Annotated in this window: 18 protein-coding genes; 8 read left to right on the top strand and 10 right to left on the bottom strand. The window is 63.2% G+C overall.

The features are described from left to right. Positions 1-80: 80 nt before the first annotated feature. From rluB to PSOLE_RS09310, 7 genes are all read right to left on the bottom strand, one after another. Positions 81-1,238, bottom strand: coding sequence for a 23S rRNA pseudouridine(2605) synthase RluB (rluB, locus tag PSOLE_RS09340; RefSeq protein ID WP_074859653.1), 1,158 nt, complete (start codon positions 1,236-1,238; stop codon positions 81-83). Between the two features lie 224 nt (positions 1,239-1,462). Further along, a complete protein-coding gene (locus PSOLE_RS09335; protein ID WP_003460967.1) occupies positions 1,463-1,645 on the bottom strand; it encodes a DUF1289 domain-containing protein in 183 nt (60 codons plus the stop codon). A 97-nt stretch (positions 1,646-1,742) separates the two neighbouring features. Next, a complete protein-coding gene (scpB, locus tag PSOLE_RS09330) occupies positions 1,743-2,540 on the bottom strand; it encodes an SMC-Scp complex subunit ScpB (RefSeq protein WP_074859650.1) in 798 nt (265 codons plus the stop codon). Beyond that, the gene (locus PSOLE_RS09325) at positions 2,537-3,361 is read right to left on the bottom strand and encodes a segregation and condensation protein A (protein ID WP_074859647.1); all 825 of its coding nucleotides are present in this window, start codon (positions 3,359-3,361) and stop codon (positions 2,537-2,539) included. Before PSOLE_RS09325 ends, scpB begins: the two co-directional genes overlap by 4 nt. A 14-nt stretch (positions 3,362-3,375) precedes the next feature. Then, on the bottom strand, positions 3,376-4,590 hold the full coding sequence (locus PSOLE_RS09320) for a tryptophan--tRNA ligase (protein WP_074859644.1): 1,215 nt from the start codon (positions 4,588-4,590) through the stop codon (positions 3,376-3,378). A 71-nt stretch (positions 4,591-4,661) separates the two neighbouring features. Next, positions 4,662-5,288, bottom strand: a complete 627-nt coding sequence (locus PSOLE_RS09315; RefSeq protein ID WP_083393748.1) for an L-threonylcarbamoyladenylate synthase — start codon at positions 5,286-5,288, stop codon at positions 4,662-4,664. Positions 5,289-5,301: 13 nt separating this feature from the next. Then, the gene (locus tag PSOLE_RS09310; protein ID WP_039964696.1) at positions 5,302-6,168 is read right to left on the bottom strand and encodes a PHP domain-containing protein; all 867 of its coding nucleotides are present in this window, start codon (positions 6,166-6,168) and stop codon (positions 5,302-5,304) included. Positions 6,169-6,285: 117 nt separating this feature from the next. Here PSOLE_RS09310 and PSOLE_RS09305 point away from each other — a divergent pair, with 117 nt between their 5' ends. From PSOLE_RS09305 to PSOLE_RS09285, 5 genes are all read left to right on the top strand, one after another. Then, entirely contained in the window at positions 6,286-6,585 is a 300-nt protein-coding gene (locus tag PSOLE_RS09305) for a YciI family protein (RefSeq protein WP_074859638.1), read from the top strand. 41 nt (positions 6,586-6,626) lie between these two features. Beyond that, on the top strand, positions 6,627-6,980 hold the full coding sequence (locus PSOLE_RS09300) for a translation initiation factor 2 (IF-2, GTPase) (RefSeq protein WP_074859635.1): 354 nt from the start codon (positions 6,627-6,629) through the stop codon (positions 6,978-6,980). 3 nt (positions 6,981-6,983) lie between these two features. After that, positions 6,984-7,661: a response regulator transcription factor gene (locus PSOLE_RS09295; RefSeq protein ID WP_003460958.1), complete on the top strand. Its 678-nt coding sequence runs from the start codon at positions 6,984-6,986 to the stop codon at positions 7,659-7,661. A 280-nt stretch (positions 7,662-7,941) separates the two neighbouring features. Further along, a complete protein-coding gene (locus PSOLE_RS09290; RefSeq protein ID WP_074859632.1) occupies positions 7,942-8,355 on the top strand; it encodes a periplasmic heavy metal sensor in 414 nt (137 codons plus the stop codon). A gap of 64 nt (positions 8,356-8,419) precedes the next feature. Beyond that, a complete protein-coding gene (locus PSOLE_RS09285; protein ID WP_074859629.1) occupies positions 8,420-9,748 on the top strand; it encodes a sensor histidine kinase in 1,329 nt (442 codons plus the stop codon). Between the two features lie 12 nt (positions 9,749-9,760). Here the strand turns inward: PSOLE_RS09285 and PSOLE_RS09280 are convergent, their stop codons facing one another. After that, entirely contained in the window at positions 9,761-10,321 is a 561-nt protein-coding gene (locus tag PSOLE_RS09280; RefSeq protein WP_003460955.1) for a nitroreductase family protein, read from the bottom strand. A 445-nt stretch (positions 10,322-10,766) separates the two neighbouring features. Then, the gene (locus PSOLE_RS09275) at positions 10,767-11,138 is read right to left on the bottom strand and encodes a YkgJ family cysteine cluster protein (protein ID WP_003460954.1); all 372 of its coding nucleotides are present in this window, start codon (positions 11,136-11,138) and stop codon (positions 10,767-10,769) included. 148 nt (positions 11,139-11,286) lie between these two features. Between PSOLE_RS09275 and PSOLE_RS09270 the strand changes: the two genes are divergently transcribed. Together PSOLE_RS09270 and PSOLE_RS09265 are read left to right on the top strand one after the other, a co-directional pair. Further along, positions 11,287-12,741 (top strand): TrkH family potassium uptake protein, encoded by a 1,455-nt coding sequence (locus PSOLE_RS09270; RefSeq protein ID WP_003460953.1) that lies wholly within the window; start codon positions 11,287-11,289, stop codon positions 12,739-12,741. Between the two features lie 3 nt (positions 12,742-12,744). Then, entirely contained in the window at positions 12,745-14,199 is a 1,455-nt protein-coding gene (locus PSOLE_RS09265; protein WP_074859626.1) for a TrkH family potassium uptake protein, read from the top strand. Between the two features lie 14 nt (positions 14,200-14,213). On the opposite strand, the gene PSOLE_RS09260 is transcribed toward PSOLE_RS09265, so the two are convergent. After that, positions 14,214-15,227: an AraC family transcriptional regulator gene (locus tag PSOLE_RS09260; protein WP_074859660.1), complete on the bottom strand. Its 1,014-nt coding sequence runs from the start codon at positions 15,225-15,227 to the stop codon at positions 14,214-14,216. A gap of 130 nt (positions 15,228-15,357) precedes the next feature. Between PSOLE_RS09260 and PSOLE_RS09255 the strand changes: the two genes are divergently transcribed. Beyond that, on the top strand, positions 15,358-15,675 hold the full coding sequence (locus PSOLE_RS09255) for an Mpo1-like protein (protein WP_003460950.1): 318 nt from the start codon (positions 15,358-15,360) through the stop codon (positions 15,673-15,675). Positions 15,676-15,860 lie beyond the last annotated feature (185 nt).

Raw genomic sequence — 15,860 nt, 5'->3', positions numbered from 1 at the left:
CACCTCCACCAACAAAAACGCCCCGCACAAGCAGTTGTGCGGGGCGTTTTTGTTTGTAAACCGCTTGGGACTATAGATTTCTAGCGCTTGCGACCGAAACCGGGGCGCTGACCATCGCCGGCGGGCGGGCGCTTGCCGGGTGTTACCGGGCGCGGCTTGCGTGCCGGACGCTCGGACAACTCGACGGCCGGACGCGGCTGACGCTTCTTCACATCGCTCGGGCGCTCCGCTACCGGCGTGCCGCGACCGTTTTCACGACGCTCACCACTGTCTTTGCGCGGACCACGCGGCGCGCGCTGCTCGCCATCTTCACGGCGCGGCGCACGGCTCGGGCGGGCATTTTCGGCGCCCGCCTGATCCTTCGCCGGACGCAGCACACGCTTGCCGCGCACCTCGACCGGTTTGGCCGACTTGCGCTGCAGACGGTCGAGCTTCTCGCGGGTCTTTTCCTTCATCGCCGGCAGCGCCTGCGGGGTCAGGCCGACTTCGGCGCTGAGGATGTCCACCTCGCGCTGGTCCATTTCGCGCCAGCGGCCCATGGTCAACTCGGAAGTGAGGAACACCGGACCAAAGCGCACGCGCTTCAGGCGGCTGACCACCAGGCCCTGGGACTCCCACAGGCGACGCACTTCGCGGTTACGCCCTTCCATCACCACGCAGTGGTACCAGTGGTTGAAGCCTTCGCCACCGGGCGCTTCCTTGATGTCGGTGAACTTGGCCGGACCATCCTCGAGCATCACGCCATTCTTGAGGTTCTCCAGCATTTCCTCGGTGACTTCGCCACGCACACGCACCGCGTATTCGCGGTCCATCTGATAGGACGGGTGCATCAGACGGTTGGCCAGTTCACCGTCAGTGGTGAACAGCAACAGGCCAGTGGTGTTGATATCGAGACGACCGATGTTGATCCAGCGGCCTTCTTTGGGGCGCGGCAGACGATCGAATACGGTGGGACGGCCTTCCGGATCATCACGGGTACAGATCTCGCCATCCGGCTTGTTGTAGATCAGCACGCGGCGTACCGAGCCGGTGATTTCTTCGCGCTTGAGCAAACGGCCATCAAGAGCGATGGCGTCATTGGCATCGACACGCTGCCCCAGGATCGCAGCAGCGCCATTGACCTTGACCCGACCTTCGGCGATCCAGGTCTCGATTTCGCGGCGCGAGGCCAGCCCGAGGCGGGCCAGGACTTTCTGCAGTTTTTCGCCTGCAGGACGCGGTTGTTCGTGCTCAGTCATCTTGGGCACCTCCCGGTGTAGTAAAGGATGATCGAAGGGCGCGCATCATACGCGCTGTAGAGCCCATAGGGTAGACGATGCTGCGGCATTCGCCTGGTAGAAGCAGGAGCACAGCACCGGATCGTAGGAGCCCCGCCCCGGGGCGAAGCTTTTGCGCACAAGCCTTGTACTATCGGCGCCCCCGCCATTCGCCGCGAGGCGCGGCTCCTACACCGGATATGCGGTCAATATTTACGCCTTCCGGTGGCCTCCAGCGCCAGCAAGCGCATATCGGCCTCGGCCAGCAGCGCCAGGCGCTCACCCTTGCCCAGGCGTTTCCAGCCTTTGATTTCCTCACGGCTGCGGCCGCAGCCCAGGCAGATATCCTTTTCGAATTCACAGACCTTGATGCACGGACTCTTGCTCATTGGATCGCCTAAACCAGAAAGGATCGGATGGGCGCAAGAATAAAGGCCGAGGGACAAACAGCGAGATTGAAGTATTCGATAAAGGGCTTAAGCGATATCAATGCAACGGCTGATCGCCGTCCAGGTCGGCCAGATCATCTTCGACCGCTTCATCCTCTTCGTCTTCTACCAGACGCAGGTCATCGAAATCAGTCTTGAGCCCTTGCTCCATGTCGTCCAGCTCGGCCAGCAAGCTACGGAAGCTGGTTTCCTCGCGAGGCTCGGCGGCTTCACCGTCGTCCTGCAAGACCAGATCGGCACGCGCCTGCAGCCCTGCCGGCACCTCGGCATCGTCGTCCAGCGCCAGCTCGGGCTCCGACTCCAACTCGCGCAAAGCGGCGAGCGGCGGCAGTTCGTCGAGGCTTTTCAGGTTGAAGTGGTCGAGAAAGCCCTTGGTGGTGGCGAACATCGCCGGGCGCCCCGGCACGTCGCGATAGCCCACCACGCGAATCCACTCGCGTTCGAGCAGGGTCTTGGTGATGTTGCTGTTGACCGCCACGCCGCGCACGTCCTCGATCTCGCCACGGGTGATGGGCTGGCGGTAGGCGATCAGCGCCAAGGTTTCCAGCAGCGCACGGGAGTAACGCTGCGGGCGCTCTTCCCAGAGCCGGCCCACCCAGGGCGCGAAGCGCTCACGCACCTGCAGGCGATACCCCGAGGCCACCTCCTTCAGCTCGAAGGCGCGGCCTTCGCAAGACTGCCGGAGGATCTCCAGCGCCGCCTTGAACTGCTCAGGCTCGGGCCGCTCGCCCTCCTCGAACAGCTCGAAGAGGCGCTCGAGCGACTGCGCCTTGCCGGAAGCCAGCAGAAAGGCTTCGAGCAACTGGGCCAGGTCTTTGGGGTCGTTCAGGTTCATTCGGCACGGGCTCGGACATGGATAACGGCGAAGGGCTCATTCTGCACCAGCTCAACCAGGGATTCCTTGATCAATTCGAGCACTGCCATGAAGGTCACCACCACACCAAGTCGCCCTTCCTCGGCGCTGAACAGCTCGACGAACGGTACAAACGCCCCATCCTTGAGACGCTCCAGCACTTCGCTCATGCGCTCGCGGGTCGACAGCGCCTCGCGGGTAACCTGGTGGCTTTCGAACATGTCGGCGCGGCGCAGCACCTCGGCCATCGACAGCAACACCTCTTCCAGGCTGACGTCCGGCAGCAGCTTGCGCGCGCGGGCTTCGGGAGCATCCAGTTTCGGTACGGTCACGTCGCGGCCAACGCGCGGCAGTTCGTCGATCCCCTCGGCAGCGGCCTTGAAGCGCTCGTATTCCTGCAGGCGACGAATCAGCTCGGCACGCGGATCGTCTTCTTCCTCCTCGGCCTCGGTGGAGCGCGGCAGCAGCATGCGCGATTTGATCTCGGCCAGCATGGCGGCCATCACCAGGTATTCGGCAGCCAGCTCCAGACGTACCGAATGCATGAGTTCAACGTAGCCCATGTACTGCTTGGTGATCTCGGCAACGGGGATGTCGAGGATGTCGATGTTCTGTTTGCGAATCAGATACAGCAGCAGGTCCAGCGGACCTTCGAAGGCTTCGAGGAAAACCTCCAGGGCATCCGGGGGAATGTACAGGTCCAGCGGCAATTCGGTGACCGCCTCACCATAAACCAGGGCGAACGGCAGCTCCTGCTGGGCGCCGGCCTGGCTGTCCGGGGTTGGCGTGGCGGGCTCACTCATCGACTGGCGCTCCTTCAGCGGTAATTCAGGCCCATGGCCATGCGTACTTCGGCCAGGGTTTCGCGCGCTTCGTCACGCGCGCGTTCGGCGCCTTCGGCGAGGATGCTGCGCACCAGGTCGGGGCTGTCCTCGTAATCGATGGCGCGCTGCTGCAGTGGCGCCAGCTCGGCTTGCAGGGCTGAGCACAGTGCGTTTTTGCAGTCGAGGCAACCAATCGAGGCGCTGCGACAGCCCTCGATCACCCAGTGCAACTGCTCGTCGCTGGAATACAGCTGGTGCAGCGGCCAGACCGCGCAACGCTGCGGCTCACCCGGATCGTCACGGTGTACCCGTGCCCGATCGGTGGGCATACGCCGCAGTTTTTCCTCGAGCTCGGCATCGCTATCGCGCAGGAATATGGCATTACCGCTGGATTTGGCCATCTTCTGTCCATCCAGGCCAGGCACCCGCGAAAACTCGGCAAGAATCGGCTGCGGCTCGCTCAAAATCACCTTGCCGCCACCTTCCAGATAGCCGTAAAGGCGTTCCTGATCGCCGAGGGTGAGGCTGGTCAGCTCCTTGAGCAAAGCCCGCGCCGTCTCCAGCGCCTGGACGTCACCCTGCTCCTGATAGGCCTTGCGCAGGTTGCTGTAGAGCTTGCCGAGCTTCTTGCCCAGCTTGCCGATGGCCGCTTCAGCCTTCAGCTCGAAATCCGGCTCGCTGCCATACAGGTGGTTGAAGCGGCGCGCCACGTCGCGGGCAAATTCGATGTGCGGCAACTGATCCGCACCGACCGGCACCTGGCCGGCGCGATAGAGCAGGATGTCCGCCGCCTGCAGCAGCGGGTAGCCAAGAAACCCGTAGGTGGAAAGATCCTTGCCGCTCTGTCGCTCCTGCTGCTCCTTGTAGGACGGCACGCGCTCGAGCCAGCTGAGCGGACAGATCATCGACAACAACAGGTGCAGCTCGGCATGCTCCGGCACCTGCGACTGCACGAACAGTGTCGCCGAGCTGGGACTGACGCCAGCGGCCAGCCAATCCACCGCCATGTCCATGACATGCTGGGAAAGCTGGCCGGCATCGGCATATTCGGTGGTCAGCGCATGCCAGTCGACGATGCAGAAGAAGCAGTCGTACTCGTGCTGCAACCTGACCCAGTTCTTCAGCACGCCATGGTAATGCCCGAGGTGCAGACGACCGCTCGGACGCATCCCTGACAGCACCCGACGCTCGGAGTCGTTAAGGCTCAAACCGTTCCATCCAAAGTCCAGACGAGGCCAGGGAGTATAGGGTAGCTGCGCCCCCGGCGGAAAATCCGCCGTCAGAGATCGCTGAACGGCGTCGGATCACCGCAACCGACGCGCAGCACTTGCGGGCTATCGTCGGCGAGACTGACCACGGTGGACGCTTCCAGCCCGCCAAAACCGCCGTCGATGATCAGGTCAACATGGTGTTCAAGAATCTGCCGCATTTCGTAAGGGTCGGACATCGGCAGTTCATCGCCCGGCATGATCAGGCTGACGCTCATCAGCGGCTCGCCCAACTGCTCCAGCAGCGCCAGGGCAATCGGATGGCTGGGCACGCGAATGCCAATGGTGCGGCGCTTGGGATGCAGCAGCATGCGCGGCACTTCACGGGTGGCATTGAGGATGAAGGTGTAAGGGCCGGGCGTGTGATTTTTCAGCAGGCGAAAGGCAGCGGTGTCGACCTTGGCAAACAGCCCGATCTGCGACAGATCGCGGCAAACCAGGGTGAAGTTGTGCTTGTCATCGAGCTGACGCAGGCGACGAATGCGCTCTACCGCATTCTTGTCACCGATCATGCAGCCCAGCGCATAGGAGGAGTCGGTCGGATAGACAACCACGCCGCCGCCACGAATGATTTCCACGGCCTGTTTTATCAGGCGTGCCTGCGGGTTTTCCGGGTGGACCTGGAAAAATTGACTCACACTTGCTCCCAGCTCATAAAGTGACAGCGGATGGCTGTGCATGCTCGAAACGCTCCCAGAGCGCAGTCAGATCGTCGGGCAGCGGCCGGTACATACCCAGCTCGGACCAGTCGCCGGGCGCATGAAAATCACTGCCGACGCTGGCCATCAAACCAAACTCACGGGCCAGAATCGCCAGGCCGCCGACCTGCTCGGCCGGCTGCATGCCGTTGACCACTTCCAGCGCGTGGCCACCGGCTGCCGCGAAGTCGGCAACCAGACGGCGACGCTTACTGCGCGTGAAATCGTATTGCCACGGATGCGCCAGGCTGATCCAGGCCCCGGCCGCGCGCAAAGTGGCAACGGTTTCTTCCAGCATAGGCCAATGCTGCTTGACGTCACCCAATTTGCCCGAACCCAACCACTTGCGAAACGCCTCGGCACGGTCGCGCACATGGCCGGCGCGCACGAGAAATTCGGCGAAATGTGGCCGGGCCGGCGCATTGCCGCTATCGCCCAGTTCCTGCTGAACGGCCCGCGCGCCCTCCAGAGCGCCTGGCATACCTTTGGCCGCGAGGCGTCGGTCGATCTCTTGCGCACGCTGCCAGCGCCCATGGTGCAAGGCATCGATGGCAGCACACAGCGCCGGCGCCTCGCGCTCGAAGGCATAGCCCAACACGTGGATGGTCGCTCCACCCCAGGTGCAGGACAGCTCGATGCCATTGATCAGTTGCATATCCAGAGCCGTCGCTGTGCGACGTGCTTCATCCAGCCCTTCCAGGGTGTCGTGATCGGTCAGTGCCAGCAGCCTAACGCCACGCTCATGCGCCCGGGTCACCAGGACGGCGGGGGCCAGGGCGCCATCGGAGGCGGTGCTGTGGCAGTGCAGATCGACAATCATGGCGGCGCTTTCGTTGAGATTGATGTTTGTTATTATGCCCCACATCCGCGCCAAGGCTGTTGCCATATGGCGAAAATGCTTCATCCCTCCCCGCTTCGACCCTAAATAAGGACTGAAATGCTCTACGCCATCATCGCCACCGACATCGAAAACTCCCTGGAAAATCGCCTGGCTACCCGCCCCGCTCACCTCGCCCGCCTGGAACAGTTGAAGCAGGAAGGTCGCCTGCTGCTGGCCGGGCCACACCCGGCCATCGACAGCAATGATCCAGGCCCGGCTGGTTTCAACGGCAGCCTGGTGGTTGCCGAGTTCGACTCCCTTGAAGCTGCCCAACAATGGGCTGATGCCGACCCGTACCGCACAGCCGGCGTGTATGCCAACGTTTTGGTCAAACCCTTCAAGAAAGTGCTGCCCTGACGAAGTGCCACCCACACTGCTTTCGCACACAAGGAATCGCGATGCGCCCGATCCCGCTGTCCCTGCTGGTCACCGTGATGCTGACCTGTGCTTCGGTACAGGCAGAAGAACAACCCGCTCAGCCTTCCGCCCCAGCAGCTGCGGTCGACAGCCAGGTGTTGGAACAGCGCCTGGCGCAGAGTGAGCAACTGCGCAATGAGCTGGAAGCGAGCAGCGCCGTGCAACTGCAGCGCCTGCGCCTGCAGCTCAAGGAAAGCCAGGCGCAGGCTCAACCCCGGCTGCTCAGCGAGGAACAGACCTGGTTCGCCCTCGGCGCAGCCCTGAGCCTGATCTCGATGCTATTCGGCGCCCTGTTGCGTGGCTCTCGCAAGACCCGTCGCGAGTGGATCAACTAAGCCATGAACCGATTGCTGCTGATCGATGATGATCAGGAACTCTGCGAGCTGCTTAGCCGTTGGCTGACCCAGGAAGGCTTTCAGGTCACCGCCTGCCACGAAGCCGCTGGCGCCCGTCAGGCACTTGCCGCACAAGCCCCCGAGGCTGTGGTGCTGGACGTGATGCTGCCGGACGGCAGCGGCCTTGAGTTGCTCAAGCAGCTACGGGGCGAGCATCCGGACCTGCCAGTGCTGATGCTCTCCGCCCGCGGCGAACCGCTGGACCGCATCCTTGGCCTGGAGTTGGGCGCCGATGACTACCTGGCCAAGCCCTGTGACCCTCGCGAGCTGACCGCACGCCTGCGCGCTGTGCTGCGCCGCACCGTGCCCGCACCGGCCAGCAGCCAGCTGGAGCTGGGCGACCTCCGCTTCAGCCCCAATCGCGGGGTGGTCAGCATTGGCGAGCATGACGTTCCGCTGACACTTTCCGAAAGCCGCCTGCTGGAAGCCCTGCTGCGCCAACCAGGTGAGCCGGTGGACAAACAGGCATTGGCGCAACTGGCCCTGGGCCGCAAATTGACCCTGTATGACCGTAGCCTGGACATGCACGTCAGCAACCTGCGCAAGAAGCTCGGCCCGCACCCGGATGGCCGCCCACGCATTCTCGCCCTGCGCAGCCGCGGCTATTACTACGCGCAGTGAGTACGCCCTGGCGCAGCGTAAATAACCCGCAACATCGCCTTTACCCAAGCTTTACCCACAGCTGACTGCCCTTGACCTTGACCGCCGCATAATGAGCCCATCCGGTACTTACCGGCCTCGGAACCTGTTTACGACCTGCTGCGCGTCGGCCCTGCTGCGTTGAAAACAGACTCGGAATGCTCATGTACAACAGTACACTCCGCTTCCTCGTCTGTTTTCGCCTTGCATGACTCTGGCTCGCTAGATCGTAAAACAGGTTCTCAAGACAAGGAGAATCACCATGCGCAAGACCCTCACCGCCCTGCTGCTCGCTGCCACCCTGCCGACCCTGGCCTTCGCCATGCCCATGCACGACGGCGGCCCTCGCCACCATGATCGCGGCCACAGCATGTTCAAGGAGCTGAACCTGAGCAAGGAGCAGCGCCAGGAGTTTCGCAAACTGATGGGCGAGCAGATGAAAACCCATCGCGACATCACCAAGCGCTACCTGGACAAGCTGCCGGAAGCCGAAAAGCAGGCCATGAAGAAGGAGCTGGACAAGGCTCGCGCCGACCAGCACAAGGCCCTGCGTGACCTGCTCAACCCCGAGCAGCAGAAAGCCTTCGACGAGCACCAGAAGAAAATGGAAGCTCGCCGCGCAGAAATGGCCGAATTCAAGGCCTGGAAGGCCGAGAAGGACAGCAAGACCAACTGATCGACGCCCCCTAGACCCGCCGCCGCGCTCCCTGAGCCCGGCGGCTTTTGCATGAGGAATCACCGTGCGTTCACTGTTCTGGCGCATTCTGGCGACCTTCTGGCTGGGCATCGCCCTGGTGGCCGGTCTGTCGCTGCTGCTTGGCCGCGCCCTGAATCAGGACGCCTGGATTCTAAGCCTGCACCCGGGCCTTGACGATCTCGATAGCAAGTGGGTCAAGCGCTATGAACAGCAAGGGCCAGCAGCCGCCCAGGATTTTCTCGAACAGCGCAAGCGCAAGTACCGTATCGACACCCAGGTGCTTGGCGAGAGCGGCCAGCAACTGGTCAAAGGCACCTTTCCGTCCCGTGCTGCCGCCTTCGAGGCGCGTCACGGTGACGACCGTCGCTTGCCATGGCGGCGCCTGACCGCCGAATACACCAGCCCGGAAAGCGGCGAAAGCTACCTGTTCATCTACCGTATTCCACACCCGGAACTGGCAGCCTGGCACCGCGGCAGCCTGTTCTGGCCACTCAGCGCCATCGCCATTGCCCTGGTGGTGCTAACGCTGTTCAGCCTGATGCTGACGCTGTCGATCACCCGCCCGCTGGATCGCCTGCGCGGCGCCGTGCATGACCTCGGCCAGACCGCCTACCAACAGAACAGCCTGGCTCGTCTGGCCACGCGCCGCGACGAGCTGGGCCTACTGGCCAAGGACTTCAACCGCATGGGCGAGCGTCTGCAAGGCTTGATCGGCAGCCAGCGCCAGTTGCTGCGCGATGTCTCCCACGAACTGCGCTCGCCCCTGGCGCGCCTGCGTATTGCACTGGCATTGGCGGAGCGCGCCGATGCCGCGGAGCGAGAAAGGCTCTGGCCCCGTCTGAGTCAGGAGTGTGATCGACTGGAAGCGCTGATCAGCGAAATTCTCGCCCTGGCCCGTCTGGACGCGGATCCGGGCGCCGCACAGCCCGTCGATCTGGCCGCCCTGCTCGGCAACCTGCAGGAAGACGCGCGCCTGACCGCCCCGCAACAACAGCTGCAGATCGATCTCGACCCGCGCGCACGCCTGGAAGGCTGGCCAGACATGCTGGAGCGCGCGCTGGACAATCTGCTACGCAATGCCTTGCGCTTCAGCCCAGCGGATCAACCTGTCCTCATCAGCGTGCAAAGCCAGGGGCAAAACGTAACGCTGAGCGTGCGCGACCATGGCCCTGGAGTTGCCAGCGAATACCTGGAGCAATTGGGTAAACCGTTCTTCCGCGCGCCAGGCCAGAGCGGCTCCGGCCACGGCCTCGGCTTGGCTATCGCGCGGCGGGCGGCGCAACGTCATGGCGGTGAACTGCTGTTGAGCAACCATCCGCAAGGCGGCTTCATCGCCACGCTCAGCCTGCCGGCCAGGCAGCAGGCAGGCTGAAGCGCGTTTCGCTCAGCCCTCCCAGGCGCTGACGAAAGCCTCAACGCGGACCTCCGGGGCGCGGCGCAGCTCACGCTCCGGCGTACCAAGGTAGAGGTAGGCGATGATCTGCTCGTCCGCCGCCAGGCCCAGCCCCTTGGCCACATGGGCGTTATAGGCCATGTCGCCGGTACGCCAGACCGCACCGATACCCTGAGCATGGGCGGCCAGCAGCATGCCATGCGCGGCACAGCCGGCTGCTATCACCTGCTCGGAAGCGGGTACCTTGGGGTGAGCCTGAACCCGGGCGATCACCACCACCAGCAATGGCGCGCGCAGCGGCATGCCACGCGCCTTGTTCAGCGCTTCCGGCGCAGCATGCGCATCGGCGACCAGCAAGGCCTCGGCGAACAGCTCGCCCATACGCTCACGCGCTTGCCCCTCGACCGTCAGAAAACGCCACGGACGTAGCTGACCATGATCAGGCGCACGCAGGGCTGCGCGAAACAGCATCTCGCGCTGCACGGCATCCGGGCCCGGTTCGACCAGGCGAGGAACGGAAACACGGTTGAGCAGAGCGTCGAGAGCCTCCATCGGCCACCTCCAAAAACAAAGATGGCGCATTCTCAATGCTGCAAGCTGCAGGCTGCAAGCTCAGCGGTATGCGGGGACGGCGCATCAGCCTGTAGGCACTGCGCCTCGCGGCGAATCGCAAGAACACCGCAAAGCCAAAAGCTTCGCCCCGGGGGCGGGGCTCCTACACAAACCTCGCAGGCGCCGACCTACCCTGTAGGAGCCGCGTCTCGCGGCGAATCGCAAGAACATCGCAAAGCCAAAAGCTTCGCCCCGGGGCGGGGCTCCTACACAAACCCCGCAGGCGCCGACCTACCCTGTAGGAGCCGCGCCTCGCGGCGAATCGCAAGAACACCGCAAAGCCAAAAGCTTCGCCCCGGGGGCGGGGCTCCCACAAAGGCGCTTCGGGTATCCTGCCAAATAAGCATCAGGCAATGTCCAGCTTCACCTGCGGCTTGAGATACCGTCAGGCTACCCGGTCGGGCGATATCACCGGTTGCACCGGCGGAGTGAGCGGCGGCAGACCGTAAGCCCTGCGCGCCTCGTCGCAACGCGGGTTGTGCTCACCGTTCGCCCATGACGCTTCGAACTCGCGGCAGCTACTCGAGCGCTGTTCGTACATGGTGCAACGCACACCACAACCGACGTCGCCCAACAGTTGCGTACAACGTGCCGGTTTGCTCTCCGTGCCACGCATGGCGACGTAATGGGGGCTGATCTGGATGACCTGCTCGTCCGGAACGCTACCGCCCGCGGATTGGCACTCGCCCCAGAAGAAGGACACACGAAAAAACGCGCAGCAGGCGCCGCACGTAAGGCAGGGATTAGCTTCGGACATTTGAGGAGAGCTCGGAAACCGACGGACGTCGGCAACTGGCAGCTATTCTATGCTCGGCGATGCGCTTGTAAAGCCCCCACCGTTGCGGTTTACAGCCGTCCGTGCGCAGGTAGAATGGCGCATTTTCCAACCCGCCAGAGCCCTCTAAATGGCCTTGCCGACGCTGCGCATCATCGGTTTCATCATCGGCATATTCCTGATTACCCTGGCGATCAGCATGGCCATCCCGATGCTGACCCTGCTGATCTTCGAGCAGCCTGAAGATCTCAATGCCTTTCTCTGGTCCAGCCTGATCACCCTGATCGCCGGGCTCGCCCTGATGATTCCCGGCCGGCCGCAGAACGCTCAGTTACGCCCGCGTGACATGTACCTGCTGACGACCGGGAGCTGGACCGTGGTTTGCTGCTTTGCCGCGCTGCCGATGATGCTGATCGCCCATATCAGCTACACCGACGCCATCTTCGAAACCATGTCCGGCATTACCACTACGGGCTCCACCGTGCTGACCGGGCTGGATGACATGTCGCCCGGTATTCTGATCTGGCGCTCGATGCTGCACTGGCTCGGCGGCATCGGCTTCATCGGCATGGCCGTCGCCATTTTGCCGCTGCTGCGCGTGGGTGGCATGCGCCTGTTCCAGACCGAATCCTCGGACTGGGGCGAGAAGGTAATGCCACGCTCGCACATGGCCGCCAAGTATCTGTTGGTGATTTATCTGGCCCTGACGCTGCTGGGTTTCCTGGCCTTCTGGGCGGCAGGCATGAGCCCTTTCGACGCCATCAACCACTCCATGGCAGCGATCTCCACCGGCGGATTCTCCACCTCGGACGTGTCCCTGGCGCACTGGCCAGAACCGGCCGTGCATTGGACGGCGGTGGTCCTGATGCTGCTCGGCGGCATGCCGTTCATGCTTTACGTCGCCTTTATTCGCGGCAATCGCAACGCCCTGTTCAAAGACCATCAGGTTCGCGGCTTCATCGGTTTTCTGCTGCTGACCTGGCTGGTATTCGGCACCTGGTTGTGGATCAACTCGGACTACGCCTGGCTCGACGCCTTTCGCATCGTCGCGGTAAACGTCACCTCTGTGGTCACCACCACCGGCTTCGCCCTCGGCGACTACACCACCTGGGGCAGCTTCGCCGTGCTGCTGTTCTTCTACCTGACCTTCGTCGGCGGCTGCTCGGGCTCCACCGCAGGCGGCCTGAAGATCTTCCGCTTCCAGGTCGCCTACGTGCTGCTCAAGGCCAACCTGATGCAGCTGGTGCACCCCCGCGCGGTGATCAAGCAGCAGTACAACAATCACAACCTGGATGAAGAGATCGTCCGCTCGCTGATCACCTTCTCCTTCTTCTTCACCATCACCATCGGTGTGCTGGCCCTGGCCCTGACCCTGGTCGGCCTGGACTGGGTCACCGCGCTGACCGGCGCCGCCACCGCGGTGTGCAACGTCGGCCCAGGGCTTGGCCCGATCATCGGCCCGGCCGGCAACTTCGCCAGCCTGCCGGATTCAGCCAAGTGGCTGCTCAGTGCTGGCATGCTGCTCGGCCGCCTGGAAATTCTGACCGTACTGGTGCTGGTCACCCGTAGTTTCTGGAAACACTGACCGATGCCCCTAGCCAGCCTGCGCATCCTCGCCTTCATCAACGGCATCTTCCTCGTCACCCTGGCGCTGGGCATGCTGGTGCCGGTGATCACCCTGTTGATCTTCGAGCAGACGCAGGGCATCAATGCCTTTCTCTGGTCGAGCCTGATCACCGCGCTCACCGGCATCGCCATGATCGCCCAGGGCAGGCCCCAACAAACGCAACTGCGCCCCCGCGACATGTACATGCTGACGGTGTCGAGCTGGGTGATGGTGTCGATCTTCGCCGCCTTGCCGTTCATCTTCGCCGAACGGGCGAGCATCACCGACGCGTACTTCGAGAGCATGTCCGGCATCACCGCTACCGGCGCCACCGTATTCAGCGGCCTCGACGACATGTCGCCGGGTACGCTGATCTGGCGTTCGCTGCTGCACTGGCTGGGCGGCATCGGCTTCATCGGCATGGCCGTGGCGATCCTGCCGATCCTGCGCATCGGGGGCATGCGCCTGTTCCAGACCGAGTCGTCGGACCGCTCGGAAAAGGTCATGCCGCGCTCGCACATGGTCGCCAAGTACATGGTGCTGGCCTACGTCGGCCTGAGCACACTCGCGGTGCTGGCGTTCTGGTGGGCGGGTATGGGCCTGTTCGATGCGATCAACCACGCCATGTCGGCGATCGCCACCGGTGGTTTCTCCACGTCCGACTCTTCACTGGGCAAATGGCAGGAACCGGCGATTCACTGGGTCGCCATCGTGGTGATGGTGCTCGGCAGTCTGCCGTTCGTGCTCTATGTCAGCACCCTGCGCGGCAACTACCGCGCACTGTTTCGCGACGCGCAGGTGCGTGGATTCCTGCTGTTGCTGGTGGGCAGCTGGTTCGTGCTGGCGGGCTGGAAATGGCTCACCACCGACCTGTACTGGCTCGATGCGCTACGCCTGGTGGCGGTGAACATCACCTCGATCATGACCACCACCGGCTTTGCCGTGGGCGATTACCACCTGTGGGGCCCGTTCGCCAGCATGATGTTTTTCTACCTGGGTTTCGTCGGAGGCTGCTCCGGCTCCACCGCCGGCGGCCTGAAGATATTCCGCTTCCAGGTCGCCTACATCCTGCTCAAGGCCAACCTCAGGCAGCTCATTCACCCCCGGGCGGTGATCAAGCAGCATTACAACCGCCACCGCCTGGACGAAGACATCGTTCGCTCGATCCTGGCCTTCGCCTTCTTCTACACCATCACCATCGCCACGCTGGCCCTGGCAGTAGCGATGTGCGGCGTGGACTGGATCACTGCCCTGACCGGCGCTGCGGCGATGGTCTCAGGCGTTGGCCCAGGCATGGGCGAGATGGTCGGCCCGGCCGGCAACTACGCCACCATCCCCGATACGGCCAAGTGGCTACTGAGCCTGGGTATGCTGCTCGGGCGCCTGGAAATCCTCACGGTGCTGGTGCTGTTGTTCCCCGCCTTCTGGCGCCATTGAGTGGTCGATGGACCTTAACCAGCCAGCCCACGACGACTGCGATACTCACCGGGCGTTTCTCCGAACCAGCGGCGAAACGCCCTGAAGAAGTTGCTCGGGTCGGCAAAGCCCAGCAGATAGGCAACCTCCAGCAACGTCAGGTCGACCTGGCCAAGATACTGCTCGGCCAGCTCTCGGCGCGTGTCGTCGAGCAACTGCTGATAGCTGGTGCCCTCCTCCTGCAGGCGTCGCTGCAAGGTGCGCTGCGACAGATGCAGCGCCTGCGCCACCACCTCGCGGCGTGGCTCGCCCTGCGGCAACAGGCGGCATAGCACCTGGCGCGCCTGATGGGTGACGCGGCTGCTGCAGAAACGTGCCAGGTACTCGCCAGCAAAACGATCATGCAGTTGTGCCAGCGCCTCATTGGCACTGGGCAGCGGCGCCTCCAGATCAGCACGTTCGAAGATCAGCCCATAGTGCTCGGCGTTGAACTTGAGCGGCGCCTGGAACACCTGCTGATAAGGCGCCAGGTCGGCGGGTGGCGGACCTTGCAGGCGAATCTCGCGCGGGCGAATGGGCTTGCCGGTCATCCAGCGGCAAAAGGCCAGGCAGTATGCCAGCGACGCCTCGGCGCTCTGCCGGGCCGGCGGCAGGCGGTCGCCATGAATGGCCAGAGTCAGCGCATAGCCGTCGGGTTGCGGCAAAAAATTCAGGTCCGCGCCTTCACCGATGATGCGCTGGTAGCGCACCAGACGGGTGAAGCCATCACGCAGGTTGCGACTGGACATCAGTGCATAACCCACCACATGGAAGGACGCCGGGCGCACCACCTGCGCCATGTTCAGGCCGATCGCCGGATTGCCCGACAGCGCCACGGCGCGCTGCCACAGACGGGTCATGCCGTCCTGCGGGAAGCGCGCATCGGGGTCGTTCAGCGCGGCGTAATCCATGCCCAGTTCGGTGAACAGGCTGGTGCAGTCTACGCCGCCCAGCTCCAGCGCCTGCACGATGGCCAAGGCCCAGCTGGAGGATGTGGTTCTTTCGCTCATCGTCTTGTTCTTGTGATCAATCAGCAATGCCATGGTTGGCGGCGCAAGGATACTAGACTGGCACCTTAAGTCAGTGGCCCACGGAGACAGCAGGTCTAGACTCGTAGGTGACAATAACAGGAGGTGCGCCATGACCGCCCAGACCACCGAACGCTACCAGAGCTTCGCCGAGTTCTACCCCTATTACCTGCAGGAACACAGTAACCCCGTGTGCCGCCGACTGCACTATGCCGGCAGCCTGCTGGTGCTGGCGATCCTCGCCTACGCCCTGTTCAGCCAACAATGGCTGTGGCTGCTGGCCATGCCGCTGGCCGGTTATGGCTTCGCCTGGGTCGGCCACTTCGTCTTCGAAAAGAACCGCCCGGCCACCTTCGACTATCCGCTGTACAGCCTGATGGGCGATTGGGTGATGCTCAAGGATGCCTTTACCGGCCGTATCCGTTTCTAAGAACCTGGCTGCTCACACTAGGGTCTGTTGCCGTTTCGACGCGAGCCGCGTTGCTGCGCCAAATTGCGCCACGCGAGGCGCGGGATGCAGGTAATGGTCGTTCCCTTGCCAAATCCCGCAACGACGCATAGCGCAATTTGCCGCGCAACCCGAAGGGACGGGCCAGTTTTTGCGTGGTACGTTGT

The organism is Pseudomonas oleovorans subsp. oleovorans, from assembly GCF_002197815.1.
In the GTDB taxonomy this organism is placed as follows: domain Bacteria; phylum Pseudomonadota; class Gammaproteobacteria; order Pseudomonadales; family Pseudomonadaceae; genus Aquipseudomonas; species Aquipseudomonas oleovorans.
Note: the sequence above shows the minus strand (reverse complement) of the source record. Positions and strands in the feature narration are given on the sequence as shown.

Coding starts and splice junctions, on each gene's coding strand:
- rluB (WP_074859653.1), bottom strand. CDS start 1,238: ATGACTGAGCACGAACAACCGCGTCCTGCAGGCGAAAAACTGCAGAAA.
- PSOLE_RS09335 (WP_003460967.1), bottom strand. CDS start 1,645: ATGAGCAAGAGTCCGTGCATCAAGGTCTGTGAATTCGAAAAGGATATC.
- scpB (WP_074859650.1), bottom strand. CDS start 2,540: ATGAACCTGAACGACCCCAAAGACCTGGCCCAGTTGCTCGAAGCCTTT.
- PSOLE_RS09325 (WP_074859647.1), bottom strand. CDS start 3,361: ATGAGTGAGCCCGCCACGCCAACCCCGGACAGCCAGGCCGGCGCCCAG.
- PSOLE_RS09310 (WP_039964696.1), bottom strand. CDS start 6,168: ATGATTGTCGATCTGCACTGCCACAGCACCGCCTCCGATGGCGCCCTG.
- PSOLE_RS09305 (WP_074859638.1), top strand. CDS start 6,286: ATGCTCTACGCCATCATCGCCACCGACATCGAAAACTCCCTGGAAAAT.
- PSOLE_RS09300 (WP_074859635.1), top strand. CDS start 6,627: ATGCGCCCGATCCCGCTGTCCCTGCTGGTCACCGTGATGCTGACCTGT.
- PSOLE_RS09295 (WP_003460958.1), top strand. CDS start 6,984: ATGAACCGATTGCTGCTGATCGATGATGATCAGGAACTCTGCGAGCTG.
- PSOLE_RS09290 (WP_074859632.1), top strand. CDS start 7,942: ATGCGCAAGACCCTCACCGCCCTGCTGCTCGCTGCCACCCTGCCGACC.
- PSOLE_RS09280 (WP_003460955.1), bottom strand. CDS start 10,321: ATGGAGGCTCTCGACGCTCTGCTCAACCGTGTTTCCGTTCCTCGCCTG.
- PSOLE_RS09275 (WP_003460954.1), bottom strand. CDS start 11,138: ATGTCCGAAGCTAATCCCTGCCTTACGTGCGGCGCCTGCTGCGCGTTT.
- PSOLE_RS09270 (WP_003460953.1), top strand. CDS start 11,287: ATGGCCTTGCCGACGCTGCGCATCATCGGTTTCATCATCGGCATATTC.
- PSOLE_RS09265 (WP_074859626.1), top strand. CDS start 12,745: ATGCCCCTAGCCAGCCTGCGCATCCTCGCCTTCATCAACGGCATCTTC.
- PSOLE_RS09260 (WP_074859660.1), bottom strand. CDS start 15,227: ATGAGCGAAAGAACCACATCCTCCAGCTGGGCCTTGGCCATCGTGCAG.
- PSOLE_RS09255 (WP_003460950.1), top strand. CDS start 15,358: ATGACCGCCCAGACCACCGAACGCTACCAGAGCTTCGCCGAGTTCTAC.